The organism is Streptomyces sp. NPDC004721, assembly GCF_053601495.1.
Genome location: NZ_JBSGBZ010000004.1, coordinates 171872 through 188002, shown reverse-complemented (window position 1 = coordinate 188002; position 16131 = coordinate 171872). Strand labels below are relative to the sequence as shown.

General features: G+C 72.0%; 20 protein-coding genes. 12 read left to right on the top strand and 8 right to left on the bottom strand.

The features are described 5' to 3' along the window. Positions 1-229 precede the first annotated feature (229 nt). Entirely contained in the window at positions 230-919 is a 690-nt protein-coding gene (locus ACWEK3_RS05160; RefSeq protein WP_450546386.1) for a TetR/AcrR family transcriptional regulator, read from the bottom strand. 120 nt (positions 920-1039) lie between these two features. On the opposite strand from ACWEK3_RS05160, the gene ACWEK3_RS05155 reads away from it, so the two are divergent. Then, on the top strand, positions 1040-1603 hold the full coding sequence (locus ACWEK3_RS05155) for an NAD(P)H-dependent oxidoreductase (protein ID WP_361417799.1): 564 nt from the start codon (positions 1040-1042) through the stop codon (positions 1601-1603). A gap of 85 nt (positions 1604-1688) precedes the next feature. Here ACWEK3_RS05155 and ACWEK3_RS05150 read toward each other — a convergent pair whose 3' ends face one another. Next, entirely contained in the window at positions 1689-2342 is a 654-nt protein-coding gene (locus ACWEK3_RS05150) for a PASTA domain-containing protein (RefSeq protein ID WP_453248965.1), read from the bottom strand. 382 nt (positions 2343-2724) lie between these two features. Between ACWEK3_RS05150 and ACWEK3_RS05145 the strand changes: the two genes are divergently transcribed. Both ACWEK3_RS05145 and ACWEK3_RS05140 read left to right on the top strand, forming a co-directional pair. Next, complete coding sequence (locus ACWEK3_RS05145; RefSeq protein ID WP_388733641.1) at positions 2725-3084, top strand: hypothetical protein; 360 nt, start codon at positions 2725-2727, stop codon at positions 3082-3084. A gap of 3 nt (positions 3085-3087) precedes the next feature. Next, positions 3088-4287 (top strand): glutathionylspermidine synthase family protein, encoded by a 1200-nt coding sequence (locus tag ACWEK3_RS05140; protein ID WP_450546391.1) that lies wholly within the window; start codon positions 3088-3090, stop codon positions 4285-4287. Positions 4288-4347: 60 nt separating this feature from the next. Here ACWEK3_RS05140 and ACWEK3_RS05135 read toward each other — a convergent pair whose 3' ends face one another. After that, positions 4348-4788 carry a hypothetical protein gene (locus tag ACWEK3_RS05135; RefSeq protein ID WP_453248964.1) on the bottom strand — a complete coding sequence of 147 codons (441 nt, stop codon included), beginning with the start codon at positions 4786-4788 and terminating at the stop codon, positions 4348-4350. Positions 4789-5234: 446 nt separating this feature from the next. Continuing rightward, positions 5235-5939 carry a helix-turn-helix transcriptional regulator gene (locus ACWEK3_RS05130; protein WP_450547066.1) on the bottom strand — a complete coding sequence of 235 codons (705 nt, stop codon included), beginning with the start codon at positions 5937-5939 and terminating at the stop codon, positions 5235-5237. A gap of 143 nt (positions 5940-6082) precedes the next feature. Here ACWEK3_RS05130 and ACWEK3_RS05125 point away from each other — a divergent pair, with 143 nt between their 5' ends. From ACWEK3_RS05125 to egtD, 6 genes are all read left to right on the top strand, one after another. Further along, positions 6083-6496, top strand: a complete 414-nt coding sequence (locus ACWEK3_RS05125) for a hypothetical protein (RefSeq protein WP_453248963.1) — start codon at positions 6083-6085, stop codon at positions 6494-6496. Positions 6497-6519: 23 nt separating this feature from the next. Next, positions 6520-6975 (top strand): type II toxin-antitoxin system PemK/MazF family toxin, encoded by a 456-nt coding sequence (locus ACWEK3_RS05120; protein WP_453248962.1) that lies wholly within the window; start codon positions 6520-6522, stop codon positions 6973-6975. A gap of 295 nt (positions 6976-7270) precedes the next feature. Further along, the gene (gene egtA, locus ACWEK3_RS05115) at positions 7271-8620 is read left to right on the top strand and encodes an ergothioneine biosynthesis glutamate--cysteine ligase EgtA (protein WP_453248961.1); all 1350 of its coding nucleotides are present in this window, start codon (positions 7271-7273) and stop codon (positions 8618-8620) included. After that, positions 8617-9978, top strand: coding sequence for an ergothioneine biosynthesis protein EgtB (gene egtB, locus ACWEK3_RS05110; RefSeq protein WP_453248960.1), 1362 nt, complete (start codon positions 8617-8619; stop codon positions 9976-9978). The genes egtA and egtB overlap by 4 nt, the downstream gene beginning before the upstream one ends. Next, positions 9978-10769 carry an ergothioneine biosynthesis protein EgtC gene (egtC, locus tag ACWEK3_RS05105; RefSeq protein ID WP_450547061.1) on the top strand — a complete coding sequence of 264 codons (792 nt, stop codon included), beginning with the start codon at positions 9978-9980 and terminating at the stop codon, positions 10767-10769. Before egtB ends, egtC begins: the two co-directional genes overlap by 1 nt. Then, positions 10766-11728, top strand: a complete 963-nt coding sequence (egtD, locus tag ACWEK3_RS05100) for an L-histidine N(alpha)-methyltransferase (protein ID WP_450547060.1) — start codon at positions 10766-10768, stop codon at positions 11726-11728. Before egtC ends, egtD begins: the two co-directional genes overlap by 4 nt. A gap of 133 nt (positions 11729-11861) precedes the next feature. Here egtD and ACWEK3_RS05095 read toward each other — a convergent pair whose 3' ends face one another. Beyond that, a complete protein-coding gene (locus tag ACWEK3_RS05095) occupies positions 11862-13109 on the bottom strand; it encodes an extracellular solute-binding protein (RefSeq protein WP_453248959.1) in 1248 nt (415 codons plus the stop codon). Between the two features lie 255 nt (positions 13110-13364). Here ACWEK3_RS05095 and ACWEK3_RS05090 point away from each other — a divergent pair, with 255 nt between their 5' ends. Beyond that, complete coding sequence (locus ACWEK3_RS05090) at positions 13365-13580, top strand: dodecin (RefSeq protein ID WP_361417760.1); 216 nt, start codon at positions 13365-13367, stop codon at positions 13578-13580. Positions 13581-13667: 87 nt separating this feature from the next. Here ACWEK3_RS05090 and ACWEK3_RS05085 read toward each other — a convergent pair whose 3' ends face one another. Further along, positions 13668-14159 carry a phosphatase domain-containing protein gene (locus ACWEK3_RS05085; protein WP_453248958.1) on the bottom strand — a complete coding sequence of 164 codons (492 nt, stop codon included), beginning with the start codon at positions 14157-14159 and terminating at the stop codon, positions 13668-13670. 95 nt (positions 14160-14254) lie between these two features. Between ACWEK3_RS05085 and ACWEK3_RS05080 the strand changes: the two genes are divergently transcribed. Continuing rightward, a complete protein-coding gene (locus ACWEK3_RS05080) occupies positions 14255-14488 on the top strand; it encodes a hypothetical protein (protein WP_361417754.1) in 234 nt (77 codons plus the stop codon). A gap of 43 nt (positions 14489-14531) precedes the next feature. Here the strand turns inward: ACWEK3_RS05080 and ACWEK3_RS05075 are convergent, their stop codons facing one another. Next, entirely contained in the window at positions 14532-14825 is a 294-nt protein-coding gene (locus ACWEK3_RS05075; RefSeq protein ID WP_450547057.1) for a hypothetical protein, read from the bottom strand. A 91-nt stretch (positions 14826-14916) separates the two neighbouring features. Continuing rightward, the gene (locus ACWEK3_RS05070) at positions 14917-15390 is read right to left on the bottom strand and encodes a universal stress protein (protein WP_453248957.1); all 474 of its coding nucleotides are present in this window, start codon (positions 15388-15390) and stop codon (positions 14917-14919) included. Between the two features lie 108 nt (positions 15391-15498). On the opposite strand from ACWEK3_RS05070, the gene ACWEK3_RS05065 reads away from it, so the two are divergent. Beyond that, positions 15499-16098 carry a DinB family protein gene (locus ACWEK3_RS05065; RefSeq protein ID WP_450547055.1) on the top strand — a complete coding sequence of 200 codons (600 nt, stop codon included), beginning with the start codon at positions 15499-15501 and terminating at the stop codon, positions 16096-16098. The last annotated feature ends 33 nt before the right edge of the window (positions 16099-16131 follow it).

The window sequence follows — 16131 nt, the reverse complement described above, 5'->3', positions numbered from 1 at the left end:
ATGTCGTCCACCGGGTGATGACGGGGCCACCGCGTCCACGTACGGGAAGGCCGCACACACGTAGGCCACGACGGCGGGGGCACAGGCGATCCGCGCGTCCCGCAGGGCACGCCCGCTCTCAGCGCCGCTCTTCCACCCTTCGGCTCGAACGCCACGCAAGCCCGCCGGGGGTGTTCGACGGAAGCACACGCCGCTCACGGCCGAGTCGGCCGCACCGGTCCCCCGGCTCTCAGCAGGTCGGCCCCGTGGAGGTGATTCGGGCGACCAGGTCGTGCCAGCCCGACTGCAACCGCTCCATCGGCATCTGGCACTGCCGGGTCAGGTGGTGGATGAGTGCGGGCTCGAGGTACCCCATCAGCGTGTGAGCGAGGAGTTCGCTGTCCGCGTCCGGGGCCGCCTGCCGCAGCAGCATCGCCACATGGGCGTACTGGACCTGGCGGGCGGGCACTCCGAAGCGGCGGGCCGGCCCCGGATCGGCCGCCAGTTGCAGTTCCAGCTCGTCGGCCGCGCGGCGCAGCGCCACGCAGCCGAAGGCCCGCAGCCGCTCGGCGGGCGGCGCGCCGGGACCCATGGGCGGTGGCCCGCTGAGGAACGCGGCCTGGAACTTCCGCTCCGAGTGGTCCAGCAGCGCCCTGAGCAGGCCGGTGCGGTCGCCGAAGCGTCGGAAGACCGTCCCCTTGCCCACCTCGGCCGCCGCGGCGACCGCCTCCATCGTGACTCCGGCCGCGCCATGCTCCGCGACCAGGCGCGCCGCGGCGTCCAGCAGCCGGGCGCGGTTGCGGGCCGCGTCGGCCCGCAGACAGGGCTCGTCCTCGCCGGCGCCGAAGTCGAGCAACACCGGCTGTGTCAGCGGCTCCCGGGTCTCCTGAGGTTCTTGAGGCTCCTGGGGCTTCGGAAGGGGCGACAGGGGGCGGGACATGAAGACAGCGTAAGGCATCGGGAGCAGAACTGGACCGTGGTCCGGTTATGGTGGTAGAAAATTAAACGGACCTCGGTCCGGATCCGTAACGCCATTGTGTCATCCCCCTTGGAGTCCCCCATGTCTGTTCGCATCCTCGCGCTCGTCGGCAGCCTCCGCGCCGGTTCGCACAACCGCCAGCTCGCCGAGGCCGCAATCAAGCTCGCCCCCGCGGGCGCCGAGGTCGAGCTGTTCGAGGGCCTGGCCGACATCCCGTTCTACAACGAGGACCTCGACGTCGAGGGCAGCGTGCCTGCCGCCGCCGCCAAGCTGCGCGAGGTCGCCGGGTCCGCCGACGCCTTCCTGCTCTTCTCCCCCGAGTACAACGGCACCATCCCGGCCGTCCTGAAGAACGCCATCGACTGGCTGTCCCGCCCGTTCGGCGCCGGTGCCTTCGTCGGCAAGCCCGTCGCCGTCATCGGCACCGCCTTCGGCCAGTACGGCGGCGTGTGGGCGCAGGACGACACCCGCAAGGCCGTGGGCATCGCCGGCGGCAAGGTGATCGAGGACATCAAGCTCTCCATCCCCGGCTCCGTGACCCGCTTCGCCGAGACCCACCCGGTCGACGACGCCGAGGTCGCCGCCCAGCTCACCGAGGTCGTCGCGCGCCTGCACGGCCACACCGGCGAGGTGGCCGCCGCCTGAGCACCCCGGAAGGGGCCGGCGCCGTCTGGGCGCCGGCCCCTTCCGGCTTTCCGCGAGGCTCCGCGCCCCAGCCCCACGCCCGTGTCTACGGGCAGGACTCCCCGAACTTGACCGCCGTGAAGGACACCGGCTGCCCCTTGAGCTCGGTACCCGGGCCCGGAGTCTGCGAGCACACCTGCCAGTTGCTCTCCACCAGCACCCACCGGTGGTCCGGCGACGCGTCCTTCACCGTGAGCGACGTGCTCGCGTCGAGGGCGGCGCGAGCCGCCTTCACCGACTTCCCCTTGAAGTCGGGCATCTTCCCGCCCTCGGCCGAGGGCGGAGCCTCGTCCTTCGCGGGACAGGACTCCTCCAGCTTGACCGCGCCGAAGTCCAAGGTCGTACCGGTCGAGACCGTCGTGCCCGCCGCCACGTTCTGGCTGCACACCTTCCAGTTCCGATCGAACGCCTGCATCCGGCCACGGCCCAGGGCGTCGTGCGACTTCAGCGAGTGGAAGCCCTGTTCCTGGGCGGCGTCCTGCGCGGACTGCAACCCCATACCGACGAAGGCCGGCACCTTCTTCCGCTGGTCCGCTCCCGGCTTGCCGTCCTGCGCCGGCTCACTGCTGCCCGAGGCGACGGGGGCCGACACCGAACGGGTGGCGCCCCCGGGTGACTTGGTGCCGTCCGCGGGCTCACAGGCCACGAGGACGCCGACCACGGCACATGTCAGAACGGCGGCGGCGAGACGAGTTCGCACGGATTCCCCCAAGTGGTGCTGGTACAGGCGAATAACGGTAGACCAGTCTTGAAAGAGGGGGGAAATCCCACCGTCGGGTCCCGGACACCGGCCGTGCGGAGAACGGCCCAGGCCACTCCCTGCCCCTCCGGCAAGCCCCGTACGACAACCGGAACATGACTCCGCTGTTCGAACGCAAATGCGCCAACGGTATGTTTGACAGGCCAAGTACCTGTACATGGCGAGGGACGGTCGGAATGAACGGGGCATGTCGACCTGTCGCGGGCGATTTCAAGTCGCTGGCGTGGCCTGGCCGTTCCCCGGTGACTCCGCCCGTCTCGACGCCGTATCGCGCGGCACACCACTGCCGCGGATCAGCAGACGTATCCGGAGGGATCTGTTCGTGACGAGTCAGCAGCACACCAGTTCACGTCGCCGCTCCTTCGAGGTCTCGGTCGGCGCCGTGGGTGCTGTCGCGATGGCGATAGCCCTCAGCGGCTGCTCCAGCGGCCCGGACTACCAGGGCACATGCATGGACAGGCTGACGCAGAAACGCGTGACGGACCACCACTGCAGCTCCGGCGGGGCCGGTGGGGCCGGCGGAGGCAACTACGCCTGGTGGTACACCCCGCGGGGCAAGAATGTCCCCGCCGTCGGACAGAAGGTCGACCTCAGCAAGGGCAACGGCTCGTTCACCGCGCCGAAGTCCGGCAGCGTCGTCCGCGGCGGCTTCTCCGCCAAGGGCGGATCGGTCGGCGGCTGATCCATGAGACGCGAACTCCGCACCCCGAGGCCTGGCTGGGAGCAGACGGTGCTCCAGTCAGGCCTTCCGTTCCACACCGAAGTACTGCCCGACGGCCGTAAGTTGCCCTACTGGAACGAGAGCGCCGCCTACGTGCTCACCTCGCGCGAGGTGGACTACCTGGAGGACGTCACCGAGGAACTGCACGCGATGTGCGTGGCGGCGGCCCGGAACGTCCTGGAGAAGGGCGACGTCGAACGCCTCGGCATCGACCCCCGCTGGGCGAGACCGATGCTCGAGACCTTCGAGAACGAGTCACCGAGCATCTACGGCAGGTTCGACTTCGCCTGGGACGGCACGGGCGACGCCAAGCTGTACGAGTACAACGGCGACGTTCCGGCGGCGCTGCTCGAAGCCGCGGTGCTGCAATGGCAGTGGCTGGAGGACGTGCATCCGGACCGCGACCAGTTCAACACGATCCACGAGCGTCTGGTGCGGACGTGGCAGCGGCTGGCTCCGCGGCTGGGCGGCCAGGTCCACTTCGCGCACTCCGTCGACGAGCCCGACGAGGACATCATCACCACGGCGTACCTGCGGGACACGGCCGTCGAGGCGGGCCTTCCCACGGTGGGCCTGACGATGGAGGACGTCGGCTGGCACAGCGGCATCCGGCGCTTCGTGGATCTGAGCGACGTACCCATCGACTCCTGCTTCAAGATGTACCCGTGGGACTGGGCGTTCGAGAGCGCCTACGCCCCGCAGTTGGAGGCCGAGCCCCGTTCGACACAGTGGCTCGAACCGATGTGGAAGGCGCTGCTGTCCACCAAGGCGCTGCTGGCGGTGCTGTGGGAGCTGTACCCCGGGCACCCGAACCTCCTGCCGTCCTACCTCGACGGCCCCCGCGATCTGACCGAATGGGTCGCCAAGCCCCTGTGGGGCTGGGAGGGTGCCTCGATCAAGGTCCGTTCCGCGGAGCACCACTTCGACCAGGCCGGCCGGTTCGACGACGGCCCGTTCCTGTTCCAGCAGTTCCACCGGCCGCCGTCCTTCGACGGCAACCACATGGTGATCGGCTCGTGGGTCATCGGCGGCAGGTCGGCCGGGGTCGGCATCCGCGAATCCAACGAGATCGTCACCGACCGCCGGTCCCGTTTCGTTCCCCACCTCATCGACGCGCCGCGTTCCACTCCGGAGCAGGTCGCGCACTGGCTGCGGAACAGCTGACCGCGGCACGGCATCGGCGAGGCGCCCATCGGGGCCGACGGCAGGGCGGTGGGCCGCCGATCACGCTGTCAGCAGGCTGATGCCGAGGGCGATCAGGACGGCCACCTTGGCGATCTCCAGGGCCACGTACGCCAGGTGGCCGCGCGAACGGGGACGGTCCTCGCCGGCCTCTTCACCGGCCAGGACCAGGTCGGACCTGCGGTTGAGGCGGGGGCGTACGAAGGCCAACTGGGCGAGGAGCAGCACGGCGACGGCCGCGGTCAGCCCGGCGACCCCGGCCGGAGGTCCGCCCGCGGCGACTGCGACGATCACCACGAGGGCCAGGACGGTCTCGACGAGGTTCAGCGCCCGGAAGACCAGCCGGCCGATGCCCAGCCCGATGGGGATGGTCACGCCAGGGGCCCGGAACTTCAGCGGGGCCTCAAGAAAGGAAATGGCCAGCACCATACCGAGCCAGACGAAGGTGACCGCACTCGCGATGGCGGCCGCCGTGGTGTTCATCGATATATCGCCTTTCTGCAAGGTGTGCAGGAACTGCCGGGGCCTGCCGAGACGACCGGGCCGCCGCTCCACAGAGCCCTCGGGCCATCGGACCCACCAGGGCCACCCGGCCCGCCAGAGCCACCGGACCACCGGCCAGCCAGGCCACCGGGACGCCGCCGGACCCGCCCCGCCGGGTCCGGCGGGTCCGCTAACCCACCGGGGCCGCTAGGCCACCGGGGCCGCTAGGTCCGCCAGGACTGGCAGGGCTGCCGGGACTGGCAGGGCCACCACGGCCGCCAGGCCGCCAGGCCGCCAGGCCGCCAGGCCGCCAGGCCCACCGGACCATCCGGTCCACCGGGCGACCAGACCGCCGGACCATCGGGCCACCGGGTCCGCCGGACCGGCCACCGGGCCCACCGAGTCCCACCAGATCCGCCAAAGCGCTGCCCCCGCCGCCCTTCACGTCAGCCACCCGGCGCCGGCACCGGCGCGGGCGACCCCGCCTGGCGGGTGGACAAGTGGGCCAGGCAGGAGTCGGGTTCCGCGAAGGGTTCCAGTCCGGTCGCCACCAGCGGTGCACGTAGCTCGGCCAGCGCTCCCTGCATCAGGCCCAGATGGATCGGGCACACCAACTGGCCGTGTTCCTCGGCCAGTTCGAGGAAGGGGCAGTGGCGCAGCCGGATCCGCTCCGGTGGTTCTCCGGCGCCGCCGCCCTCGGGCTCAGGGGCGAAGCCCAGGTCGTCCAGGAGGGCGACGAGCCGGGCCGCCGCCCGCTCGGCCGTGGGCGGCGGCGAGGGCGGCAGCGGATCGACCAGGAAACCGCCCCAGGCGCGGCCCGCCTCCGTCGCGGCCTCCCGCGCCCCGGGCCCCTCGGAGGCCAGTTGCCCGAGCAGGATCTGCGCCAGGAGCCGGTAGCTGCGCGTGCCCCGGCGGTCCATGCCGGGCCGGGGGGCGTAGACGGTACGGGGGCGGCCGGGCCCCGAGGGTTCCTCGACCTGGCGTACGACGACGCCCTCGGCCACCAGGGCGTCGAGATGGAAGCGCACGGTGTTGGGGTGCAGTCCGATCCGCTCGGCCGCCTCAGCGACCCCCAGCGGCTCGACCGCGGCCCGCAGCATGTCCAGCACCTCGCGTCGACGGGGGCTCTCCCGTGGGGTGGTCACGTCCACTCAGCTCTTCTCACCCGAAGCTCTTCTCACCCGAAGCAATTTTCACGAATGCTACATGTAATAATCGTAGACCCGGAGCGCGGACCCCGGGGGAATGACGGCCCCGATGGGGAATGACGGTCCCGGGAAATGAGGGGTGCACGATGACATCGCCTTCCGACCACGGCACCGGGACGGGCGGCCCCGCGGAGCCGGAACCGCGGGTCCTGTGCGACGCCCGGGCGCTGGCCGATGCTCCGCCGGTACCGGGCGGCGTGCTGTGGAAGCTGGCGGAGTCCGGGCGCCAGCTCGACGCGAACGTCGTACGGCTGGCGCCCGGCACGGGCGTGGCACCGCACCGCGAACCGGACCTGGACGTCCTGCTGTTCGTCGTCGCGGGCGGCGGTGTGCTCGGCACGGGCACCGGCGACGAGCCCCGGCAGCTGACGGAGGGCGCGACCGTCTGGCTGCCGCAAGGCTCCACGCGCAGCCTCACCGCCGGCCCGGAGGGCCTGGCCTATCTCACCGTCCACCGGCGCCGCCCCGGTATGCGGATCCGCCCCCGTGACGGGGCTTGATACGCACGTTCTAGGGTTCTTCCGTGACTGCCTTTACCGATGACACCGATGAGAACGTGCCCGGCCGTTACGGCCCCACGGCCACCACCGAGGCCGACCCGCGCGAGGTCGGCCGGGTGCGCACCGAGTACGCGCCCGCGCACGACGGCGACCCCGACCCCGGGGAGATCGTCTGGACCTGGGTGCCGTTCGAGGAGAACGACGGCCGGGGCAAGGACCGGCCGGTGCTGGTGGTGGCCCGGGAGGTCACCGGGACGCTCCTGGCCGTGCAGCTGTCCAGCAAGGCGCACGACGGCGACCGCGAGTGGGTGGCCATCGGGAGCGGCCCGTGGGACCGGTCGGGACGGGACTCGTGGGTGGACGTCGACCGGGTGCTGCGGCTGCACGAGGACGGCATGCGCCGTGAGGCGTGCGCGCTGGACCGGATACGGTTCGGCCTCGTGGTGCACCGCCTGCGGGAGCGCTACGGCTGGAACTGACGCGCGGGCCGGGCGCCACGGCGCCCACGTCACCCGGTCGGAGTAGAACCGGGCGCGGGGCCCGGTCTGCCCGCGGGACCCCCGCGAAGGGGGCGGACCCATGCGGATGTGCCGGGCCCCGGCACCGCGGGTGAGCGTCTGAAATATCGCGGATACGGAGATTTGACGCCACGATTGTCGCGATTTGCACCCTTGTGCGAATCGGCCGGAGGGTTTTGGCTGGGACGGTGCGGCCCCGGCCCGGCCCTCCGACCGCCGGGCCGGTGGCATGGTGGAATCTCAGGAGGATCCCGACATGTCCGATGCGCAACCCACCTCGGCGGGCGGCTGTGCGGAACCCCGTACCGCCGTCACCGAAGCCGAGGCCGAGGCTCTGGTCAGCGGCATCTGCTTCAAGACCGGACCGCCCCGCGCCCTCGGGGTCGAAGTGGAATGGCTCGTCCATGAGCTGCGTACGCCGCGGCTCCCCGTGACACCCGAACGTCTCGAAGCGGCCTACGCCGCACTGCGGACCATGCCCCTGAGGTCGGCGTTCACCGTCGAACCCGGCGGCCAGCTGGAGTTGAGCTCGCCGCCCGCCGCCTCCCTGATGGAGTGCATCGGTACCGTCTCCGCCGACCTCGACGCCGTCCGCGCCGTACTGGCCGAGGACGGACTCCGTCTCGTCGGTGTCGGCCACGATCCCTGGCACACCCCCCGCAGATTCCTGCGCGAGCAGCGCTACGACGCCCTGGAGGCCTGCCTGGACCGCGGTGGCCCGGCCGGCCGGCACATGATGTGCGCCTCGGCGTCCGTGCAGGTCTGCGTGGACGCCGGCCACGAGGAGCCCGGACCGCTGGGCCACGGGCGCCGCTGGTGGCTGGCGCACCACCTGGGCGCGGTGCTGGTGGCCGCGTTCGCCCACTCCCCGCTGGTGGCGCGGCGCCCCACCGGCTGGCTCTCCACGCGGCAGCTGATGTGGATGGAGATCGGCCCGGGCCGGGCCGGCGCCCCCGCGCTGAACGGCAGTCCCCGCACTGCCTGGGCCCGGCACGTGCTGGACGCGCCGGTGATGTGCGTACGGCACGAGGACGGGCCGTGGGAGGTGCCCGACGGGCTCACCTTCCGCAGGTGGATCAGCTCGCGCCGGCCGAGGCCGCCGACCCGCGAGGATCTCGACTACCACCTCACGACGCTGTTCCCGCCGATCCGGCCGCGGGGCCATCTGGAGCTGCGCATGATCGACGCACAGCCCGGCGACGACGGGTGGATCGTGCCGCTGGCGGTCACCGCGGCGCTCTTCGACGACCCGGAGGCGGCGGAGACCGTCTACCGGGTGGTGAAGCCCCTCGCCGAGCGGTCCGGGCCGCTGCCCGCTCCGCACAATCCGCTGTGGACCGAGGCGGCCCGCTCCGGGCTCGCCGACCCCGACCTGCGCGAGGCCGCCGTCGCCTGCTTCGCCGCCGCCCTGGAGGCCCTGCCCCGGCTTGGCGCCACCACCGAGGTCACGGAAGCCGTCGCGGCGTTCCAGGACCGCTACGTCCGCCGGGGCCGCTGTCCCGCCGACGACCTGCTGGACCGGCTGCACGGCTCGGAGAACCCCGGGTCCGGCCTCCGTACGACCCGGGGAACCCCCACCGCCCACGGGAAGGACATCGCGCCATGACCGATCCCGCCCCCGACGCAGAGACGATCGACTCGCAGACGTTCGACACCGAGACGTTCGACGCCGAGACGCTGCGCGAGCGCGCGCTGCGCTCGCTCACCACGGCCCGTGACCGCACCACGCTGCTGACCACCTGCGTGGAGGAGCCCGACCTCACCGCCCAGCACTCGCCGCTGATGTCCCCGCTGGTGTGGGACCTCGCCCACATCGGCAACCAGGAGGAGCTGTGGCTGCTGCGGGCGGTCGCCGGCCGCGAGGCGATGCGCCCCGAGATCGACAGCCTCTACGACGCTTTCGAGCACCCGCGTGCCGAACGCCCCTCGCTGCCGCTGATGGCCCCCGACGAGGCCCGGGGCTACGCGTCCGAGGTGCGCGGCCGGGTGCTGGACGTACTGGAGTCCACCGCTTTCCACGGCACCCGGCTGACCGAGGCCGGCTTCGCCTTCGGCATGATCGCGCAGCACGAGCAGCAGCACGACGAGACCATGCTGATCACCCACCAGCTCCGCCGGGGCCCGCAGGCCCTGACCGCACCGGACCCGGAGCCGGCCCCGCCGTTCACCGGTCCGCCCGAAGTCCTCGTCCCCGGTGGCCCGTTCACCATGGGCACCTCCACCGAGCCATGGGCGCTGGACAACGAGCGGCCCGCGCACGTGCGCGAGGTCGCGCCGTTCTGGATCGACACCACCCCGGTGACCAACGCCGCCTACCAGGCGTTCGTCGAGGACGGCGGCTACACCGAGCCCCGCTGGTGGGCGCCGGACGGCTGGGCCCACATACGACGGCACGACATCGAAGCGCCGCTGTACTGGCGGCGTGACGGCGGGCAGTGGCTCCGCCGCCGGTTCGGCGCCACCGAGGCCGTACCGCCCGACGAGCCGGTCCTGCACGTGTGCTGGTACGAGGCCGACGCCTACGCCCGCTGGGCCGGACGCCGGCTGCCCACCGAGGCCGAGTGGGAGAAGGCGGCGCGCCACGACCCGGTGACCGGGCGTTCGACGCGCTATCCGTGGGGCGACGCCGACCCCACGCCGGAGCACGCCAACCTCGGCCAGCGGCATCTGCGCCCGGCCCCGGCAGGCAGCCATGCGGCCGGGGAGTCGCCGCTCGGCGTACGGCAGTTGATCGGGGACGTGTGGGAGTGGACGGCGAGCGACCTCCTCCCCTACCCGGGTTTCACCGCGTTCCCGTACAAGGAGTACTCGGAGGTGTTCTTCGGGCCCGAGTACAAGGTGCTGCGCGGCGGGTCGTTCGCCGTGGACACGGTGGCCTGCCGGGGCACGTTCCGCAACTGGGACTACCCGGTGCGGCGGCAGATCTTCTCCGGGTTCCGCACGGCCCGCTCGGAGGCCATCTGATGTGTCGTCACCTGGCTTATCTGGGACCCGAGGAGCCGCTCGGCCGGTATCTGGTGGAACCGGCGCACAGCCTGTACCGGCAGGCGTGGGCGCCCCGGCACCAGCGGCACGGGACGGTCAACGCCGATGGCTTCGGGGTGGGTTGGTACGCGGAGGGCGACCCGGTGCCGGCCCGCTACCGCCGCGCCGGGCCCATCTGGGCCGACCTGTCCTTCGCCGACCTGTCCCGGGTCGTACGCACCTCGGCGCTGCTCGCCGCGGTGCGGGACGCCACCCTCTCGGGCGCGGACGCGGAGGCCGCGGCGGCGCCGTTCGCCGCGGGCACCTGGCTGTTCAGCCACAACGGCGCCGTCACCGGCTGGCCGGACTCGCTCGCCGCGGTGTCCCGGACCCTGCCGCCGCGGGACCTGCTGACGCTGGAGGCCCGCAACGACTCCGCGCTCGTGTGGGCGCTGGTGCTGGCCCGGCTCCGCGGCGGCGACGAGGAGGGGCAGGCGCTCGCCGACACCGTCCTGGAGGTCGCCGCGGCGGCCCCCGGCTCGCGGCTCAACCTGCTGCTCACCAACGGCGAGACGATCACCGCGACCGCCTGGGGCGACAGCCTGTGGTACCTGGCCGAGCCGGGCCGCCGCACGGTGGTGGCCTCCGAACCCTACGACGACGACCCGCACTGGGTTCAGGTGCCCGACCGCACCCTGCTCGCGGCGAGCCGTACGGACGTCCTGCTCACCCCGCTCAAGGACCCCACCGAGGACCTGGCATCCGCACGATCCGAGGAGCCCCGCACGTGAGTGAGTTCCGTATCACCCGTACCCTGCCCGAGGACGCCATGGCCGCGGCCCTGCGCGCCGACGTCCAGAAGGGCCTGACCTCCGACCCCAAGACGCTGCCGCCGAAGTGGTTCTACGACGCGCGCGGCAGCGAGCTGTTCGAGCAGATCACCGAACTGCCCGAGTACTACCCGACCCGTGCCGAGCGGGAGATCCTCGTCGGCCGCGCCGCCGAGATCGCCGACGCGCTGCCCGCCCGCACGCTCGTCGAACTGGGCTCCGGCTCCTCGGAGAAGACGCGCCATCTGATCGACGCACTGCCCCGGCTGCACACCTACGTCCCCGTCGACGTCAGCGACACCGCGCTGGAACAGGCCGGGCGGGCCCTGGTCGCCGAGCGGCCCGGACTGAACGTGCACGCGCTGATCGCCGACTTCACCGCCTGCCTGACTCTCCCCCACTCCCCCGGCCCCCGGCTGCTGGCGTTCCTCGGCGGCACGATCGGCAACCTGCTGCCCGGCGAACGCGCCGAGTTCCTGGCCTCGGTGCGCGCCCTGCTCTCCCCCGGCGACGCGCTGCTGCTCGGCACCGACCTGGTCAAGGCCGAGGACGTGCTGGTCAGGGCGTACGACGACGCGGCCGGGGTGACGGCCGCGTTCAACAAGAACGTCCTGAGCGTGGTCAACCGCGAGCTGGGCGCCGACTTCGAGCCGGACGCCTTCGACCACGTGGCGCTCTGGGACACGACGAACGAGTGGATCGAGATGCGGCTGCGCTCACGCACCGCGCAGACGGTGAAGGTGCCCGCGCTCGATCTCGCCGTGCACTTCGCGGCGGGCGAGGAACTGCGCACCGAGGTGTCGGCGAAGTTCCGCAAGGACCGGGTGAGCGTGGAACTCGCCGCTGCTGGGCTTGAGTTGGGCGGGTGGTGGACCGACGGTGAGGAACGCTTCGCGCTGTCGCTGAGTCTGGTGCGGTGACGGGGGGCCGGTGTCGGGGGCGAGGCTCCGGACGCCGTTGAGGGCCTCCCAGTCCTCCCAGTCCTCCGAGTCCTCCGAGTCCTCCGGGCCGTTGCCCGGAGGGCTTGGGGGCCATCGCCCCGGGCCCGGGCGGCTACGCCAACTGCTCGGTGATCCGCTGTGAGGCGCGGCGGGCCTCCGTTCCCGGGTCGCCCCCGGAGAGCACCTTCGTCATGTAGTCCTTGATCGGGTTGTCGGCCTCGACTGTGGCCCACAGCGGCGTGTTGGGGGTCGCCCGGCCGTGTGCGGCGCCCGCCGCCATGGCCGCGACCCCCTCCTCGTCCGCGACGGCGGCGGCGAGCTTCGTCTTGTTGGGAACGTAGTTCATGGTGCGGGCGAGGTCGGTGTCCCACTTGGCGCCGGTGAGGGCGGCGACCACGGCGACGGCGCCGTCCCGGTCGGTGGTGTTACGGGGCACGACGAGGTCGGAGCCGCCGGTGAACACCGAGCCCGGCCGGGCGGCGGTCCTGCCCGGCACGGGGAAGAAGCCCAACTTGTCCTTGAGGTCGGGGTTCTTCCCCACGATGGTCTGGGCGAGGCCCGGCACCGCCACGATCTGCGCCACCTTGCCCTCGGCGAACACCTCCGCCTGCGGGGGGTGTTCCTCGTCGGCGTCGACCGGGCCCCGGCCCAGCGCCTGGAGTTGCCGGTAGAAGTCCATGCCGCGCAGCGCGGCTTCACCGTCCAGGGTGCCCTTCCAGCCGCTGTCGGTCTCCGTGGCGAGGTCGCCACCCTCGTCCCAGATGAAGCCGGAGAGCGTGTACCAGTCCTGTCCGGCGAGGTAGATCCCCTGGTTGGCCTCGGAGTTGAGTTTCTCGCTGGCGGCCAGCCACTCGGTCCGGTTGCGGGGCGGTTTGGTGATGCCCGCCTGCTCGAACAGCTCCTTGCGGTAGATGACGACCCGGTTGGCCGCGTACCACGGGATGCCGTACTGGGAGGAGTTGTCCAGCCCCGGTTCGGCCAGGCCGGGCAGCCAGTCCCGCATGCCCCAGTCCCGCATCGACTCCAGCGTCAGGTTGGTCAGCCTGCCGCCCTTGGCGTACTGCGCGACCTGGGTGTTGCCGACCTCGATGACGTCGGGGCCGCCCTCGGAGCGATTCGTGAGCGCGGCCTGCACCTTCGGACCGATACCGGTCCACTCCTGGATGCGGATGTCGAGGCGCAGGTCGCCGTGGGTGCGTTCGAAGTCCTCGGTGAAGCGGTCCAGGAAGTCCTGCGACGCGCTGCCCTTCATCATCCACACGGTGACGGTGTGCCGCCCGCTTCCGCCCGGCGACAGCACGCCGCAGGCGCTGACCAGGAAGGAGGACGCACACACCAGAGCGAGGAGGCGAGGTCTCACGAGGGGTCCTGTTCTTTCCGACGCACAGGGAGGGGGCCCGACGTGGGGGGACGAGCAGGGCTCGCGCGGGTGTGGCTGCGATTTTGGTATGGACCAATGCCTGGGTCAAGTGATGTCCCGCTTGCCGCACTTCTTCATCTCGCGCCGCGTCTCCGCATACGGCACGGTGGAGTGACGCGCGCCACACGCGCGCCCGGAAGTCGTGACGCCCCTTACCCGCGTCACCGGCGCCGCCCGCCGAGAGGAGCCACCCGCATGACCGACCACACCTACCGGGTCACGGAGATCGTCGGCAGCTCGCACGAAGGCGTCGACCAGGCCATCCGCAACGCCATCACCCGCGCCTCGCAGACCGTGCGCAACCTGGACTGGTTCGAGGTGACCCAGGTCAGGGGCCAGATCGAGGACGGGCGGATCGAGCACTACCAGGTCGGCCTGAAGGTCGGCTTCCGGATCGAGGACGCGGACTGACGCGCCTGCGTCCCCCGCTCTCGTCCCTCCCCCCCGTACGTCCCTCTTGGCGCGTCCCTCTTGGTGCGTGGCCGGCCCTCCTGCGGCTCAGGTACGCCCCTCGCTCTCCTGCGCCGTCCTCAACTCGGCGGACGGCGCCGTCCAGCGGGCGCGCAGGACGCGGAACCCCGCCAGTTCGGCGTCCTCGCACACCAGCTCGTCGTCGTCCACGAGGACACGGATCTCCCGGCCGCGGGCGAGCCGCCGCAGGATCTCCAGCTTGGTGCGGCGGGCCGGTCTGCGGTCGCCGTCGCGCCGCATGTGCAGGCGCCCCTCGGGCAGCCCGTGGGCGGCCAGCCAGTCCAGGGTGTCCCGGCGGCACCGCTCGGGCCGCCCGGTGAGGTAGACGATCTCGCACTCCACCGCGCTCCGGCGGGCCAGCTCCACCCCCTGCCCGATCGGCGGATCGTCGGGCGCGGCCGCGAAGAAGGCGTCCCAGTCGCGCGGGCGGCGCTGGAGGAAGCGCTGCCGGTGCGCCGTGTCGGCGAGGGTGTTGTCCAGGTCGAACACGGCGAGCGGCCGTCTGTTGCTGTCCGTCACCCGGACAGCGTAATCGGGCCCTCCTCGGAGCAGGCCAGGGCGCGGACCGCCGCCGTCCGGATGCGGCGGCGCGGCCCGCATCCGATGCTGGGTACATGCCCGGACCACTGCCTGTGATCGTGCACCCGCCCTCCCCGACGGGCGGCCGGCGCGTCCGCGTGAACGGCGAGATCCTGGGGCTGGCCTACAGCGTCGCCGACGTCGCCGAGTTCCTGCGCCGCGCGGGGCTGGACGTCGATCCCGTGGAGGTCTCGGTCTCCCCGCTGATCGACTGGCGCGGGGGCGGCCCGGAGTACTGGGGTCCCGAACCCGACGACACGCGCGCCTGAGCGCCACGGGAACGATCTGCCGAGAAGGAACGGAACAAGTCGTTCAGGTCGTTTCCTTCACCCGCGTCTGCTGGATGGTGGCTCCGCCACCCGCGCCGACGGCGGCCACCACGGCCTGGTGCAGCTCCCGGCTGCGCCGCTCGGAACGGCAGGGCACGGGGCTTCCGGTGAAGGTGAACCATTCGGAGGTGCCGGTGTACCCGACCGTCACGTCGGCGTTGTTGCCGTCCCAGGTGGTGTGGACGGTCAGGTTGCCGGTGACGACCCCCGCCTCGTCGGTCCGTACACCGCCCCGGCCGGTGAAGACCCCGGGGGTGGTCCATGATGCCCAGGCCATGACGTCAACCTTCTTTCCTGCTCCCGCGCTCAGGTCCCGCGTCCTCCCAGACTCGCCCGGCCGACGCCCTGTGTCATAGGGCCACATGGCCTCACCCCACACCATTGGCCCCATGGGCGGCGCTCGGTACGGGGCCGCGGATGACAACCACCGGGCACACCGCGTGCTGAACGAGGTGCTGGCCGACCGACCCGAGCAGCGCCTCGGTGAATCCGCCGTGCCCCCGGTTCCCCACGACCAGCAGTTCCGCCTCCCGGGAGGCCTCGAGCAGCACGGCCGCCGGGTGTCCGCGCTCGACCCGGGGCCGGATCTCGACCGGCCGGTCGGGGCCGAAGGTCTCGTCGAGCGCCTGGCTGAGGATCTTCGCCGCGTTGTCCGCGACATCGAAACCGGCGGCCATGGGGCTGGTGCCGTACCACAGCGGGTACTCCCACGCGGTTACCGCCTCGATCACGGCACCTGTCAGGGCGGCCTGCCGCGCCGCCCAGCGCAGGGCGGCCTTCGACGGCTCGGAGCCGTCGACGCCGACCACGATCCGTGCGGCGGACGCCGTCAGGCCGCTCATGACTCACCTGCCCTGGATCCGTACTCTCAGCTTGTCTCCCGCACCCGCCCCACGCACCCGGGCGACAGGCGGGCCCCGTTGTCAGTGGCGGCTGGAAGACTGCCCGGCATGATCGAAGCAGACCCGAAGGCGAACCTTCTCCGCTATCTGCAAGACGCCCGTGACGCCCTGCTGTGGAAGCTCGAAGGGCTCTCGGAATACGACGTACGCCGCCCTCTGACTCCCACGGGCACCAACCTGCTGGGGCTGGTCAAGCACACCGCCGGTGTGGAACTCGGCTACTTCGGCGACACGTTCGGACGGCCGTTCTTCAAGGAGGATCCGCCGCCCTGGTGGTACACGGAGGACGCCGAGCCCAACGCTGACATGTGGGCCACCGCGGACGAGTCGCGCGAGGAGATCGTCGGGCTCTACCGGCAAGCCTGGGAGCACGCGGACGGGACGATCGCGCAGCTGCCGCTCGACGCGACCGGTCACGTCCCGTGGTGGCCGGAGGAGCGGCGAGAGGTGACCCTGCACCACGTCCTGGTCCGCGTGCTGTCCGATACCCAGCGGCACGCCGGCCACGCCGACATCGTCCGGGAGCTCATCGACGGGACCGTAGGCCTGTCACAGGGCGCCGGCAACATCCCTCCGGGCGATCGCGCATGGTGGGAGACCCACCGACGCCGCCTGGAGCGCAGCGCACGGGAGGCGGGCGAGGGCTGATCCAAGGCTGATCCCGCGCCCAGTTGACCCTCG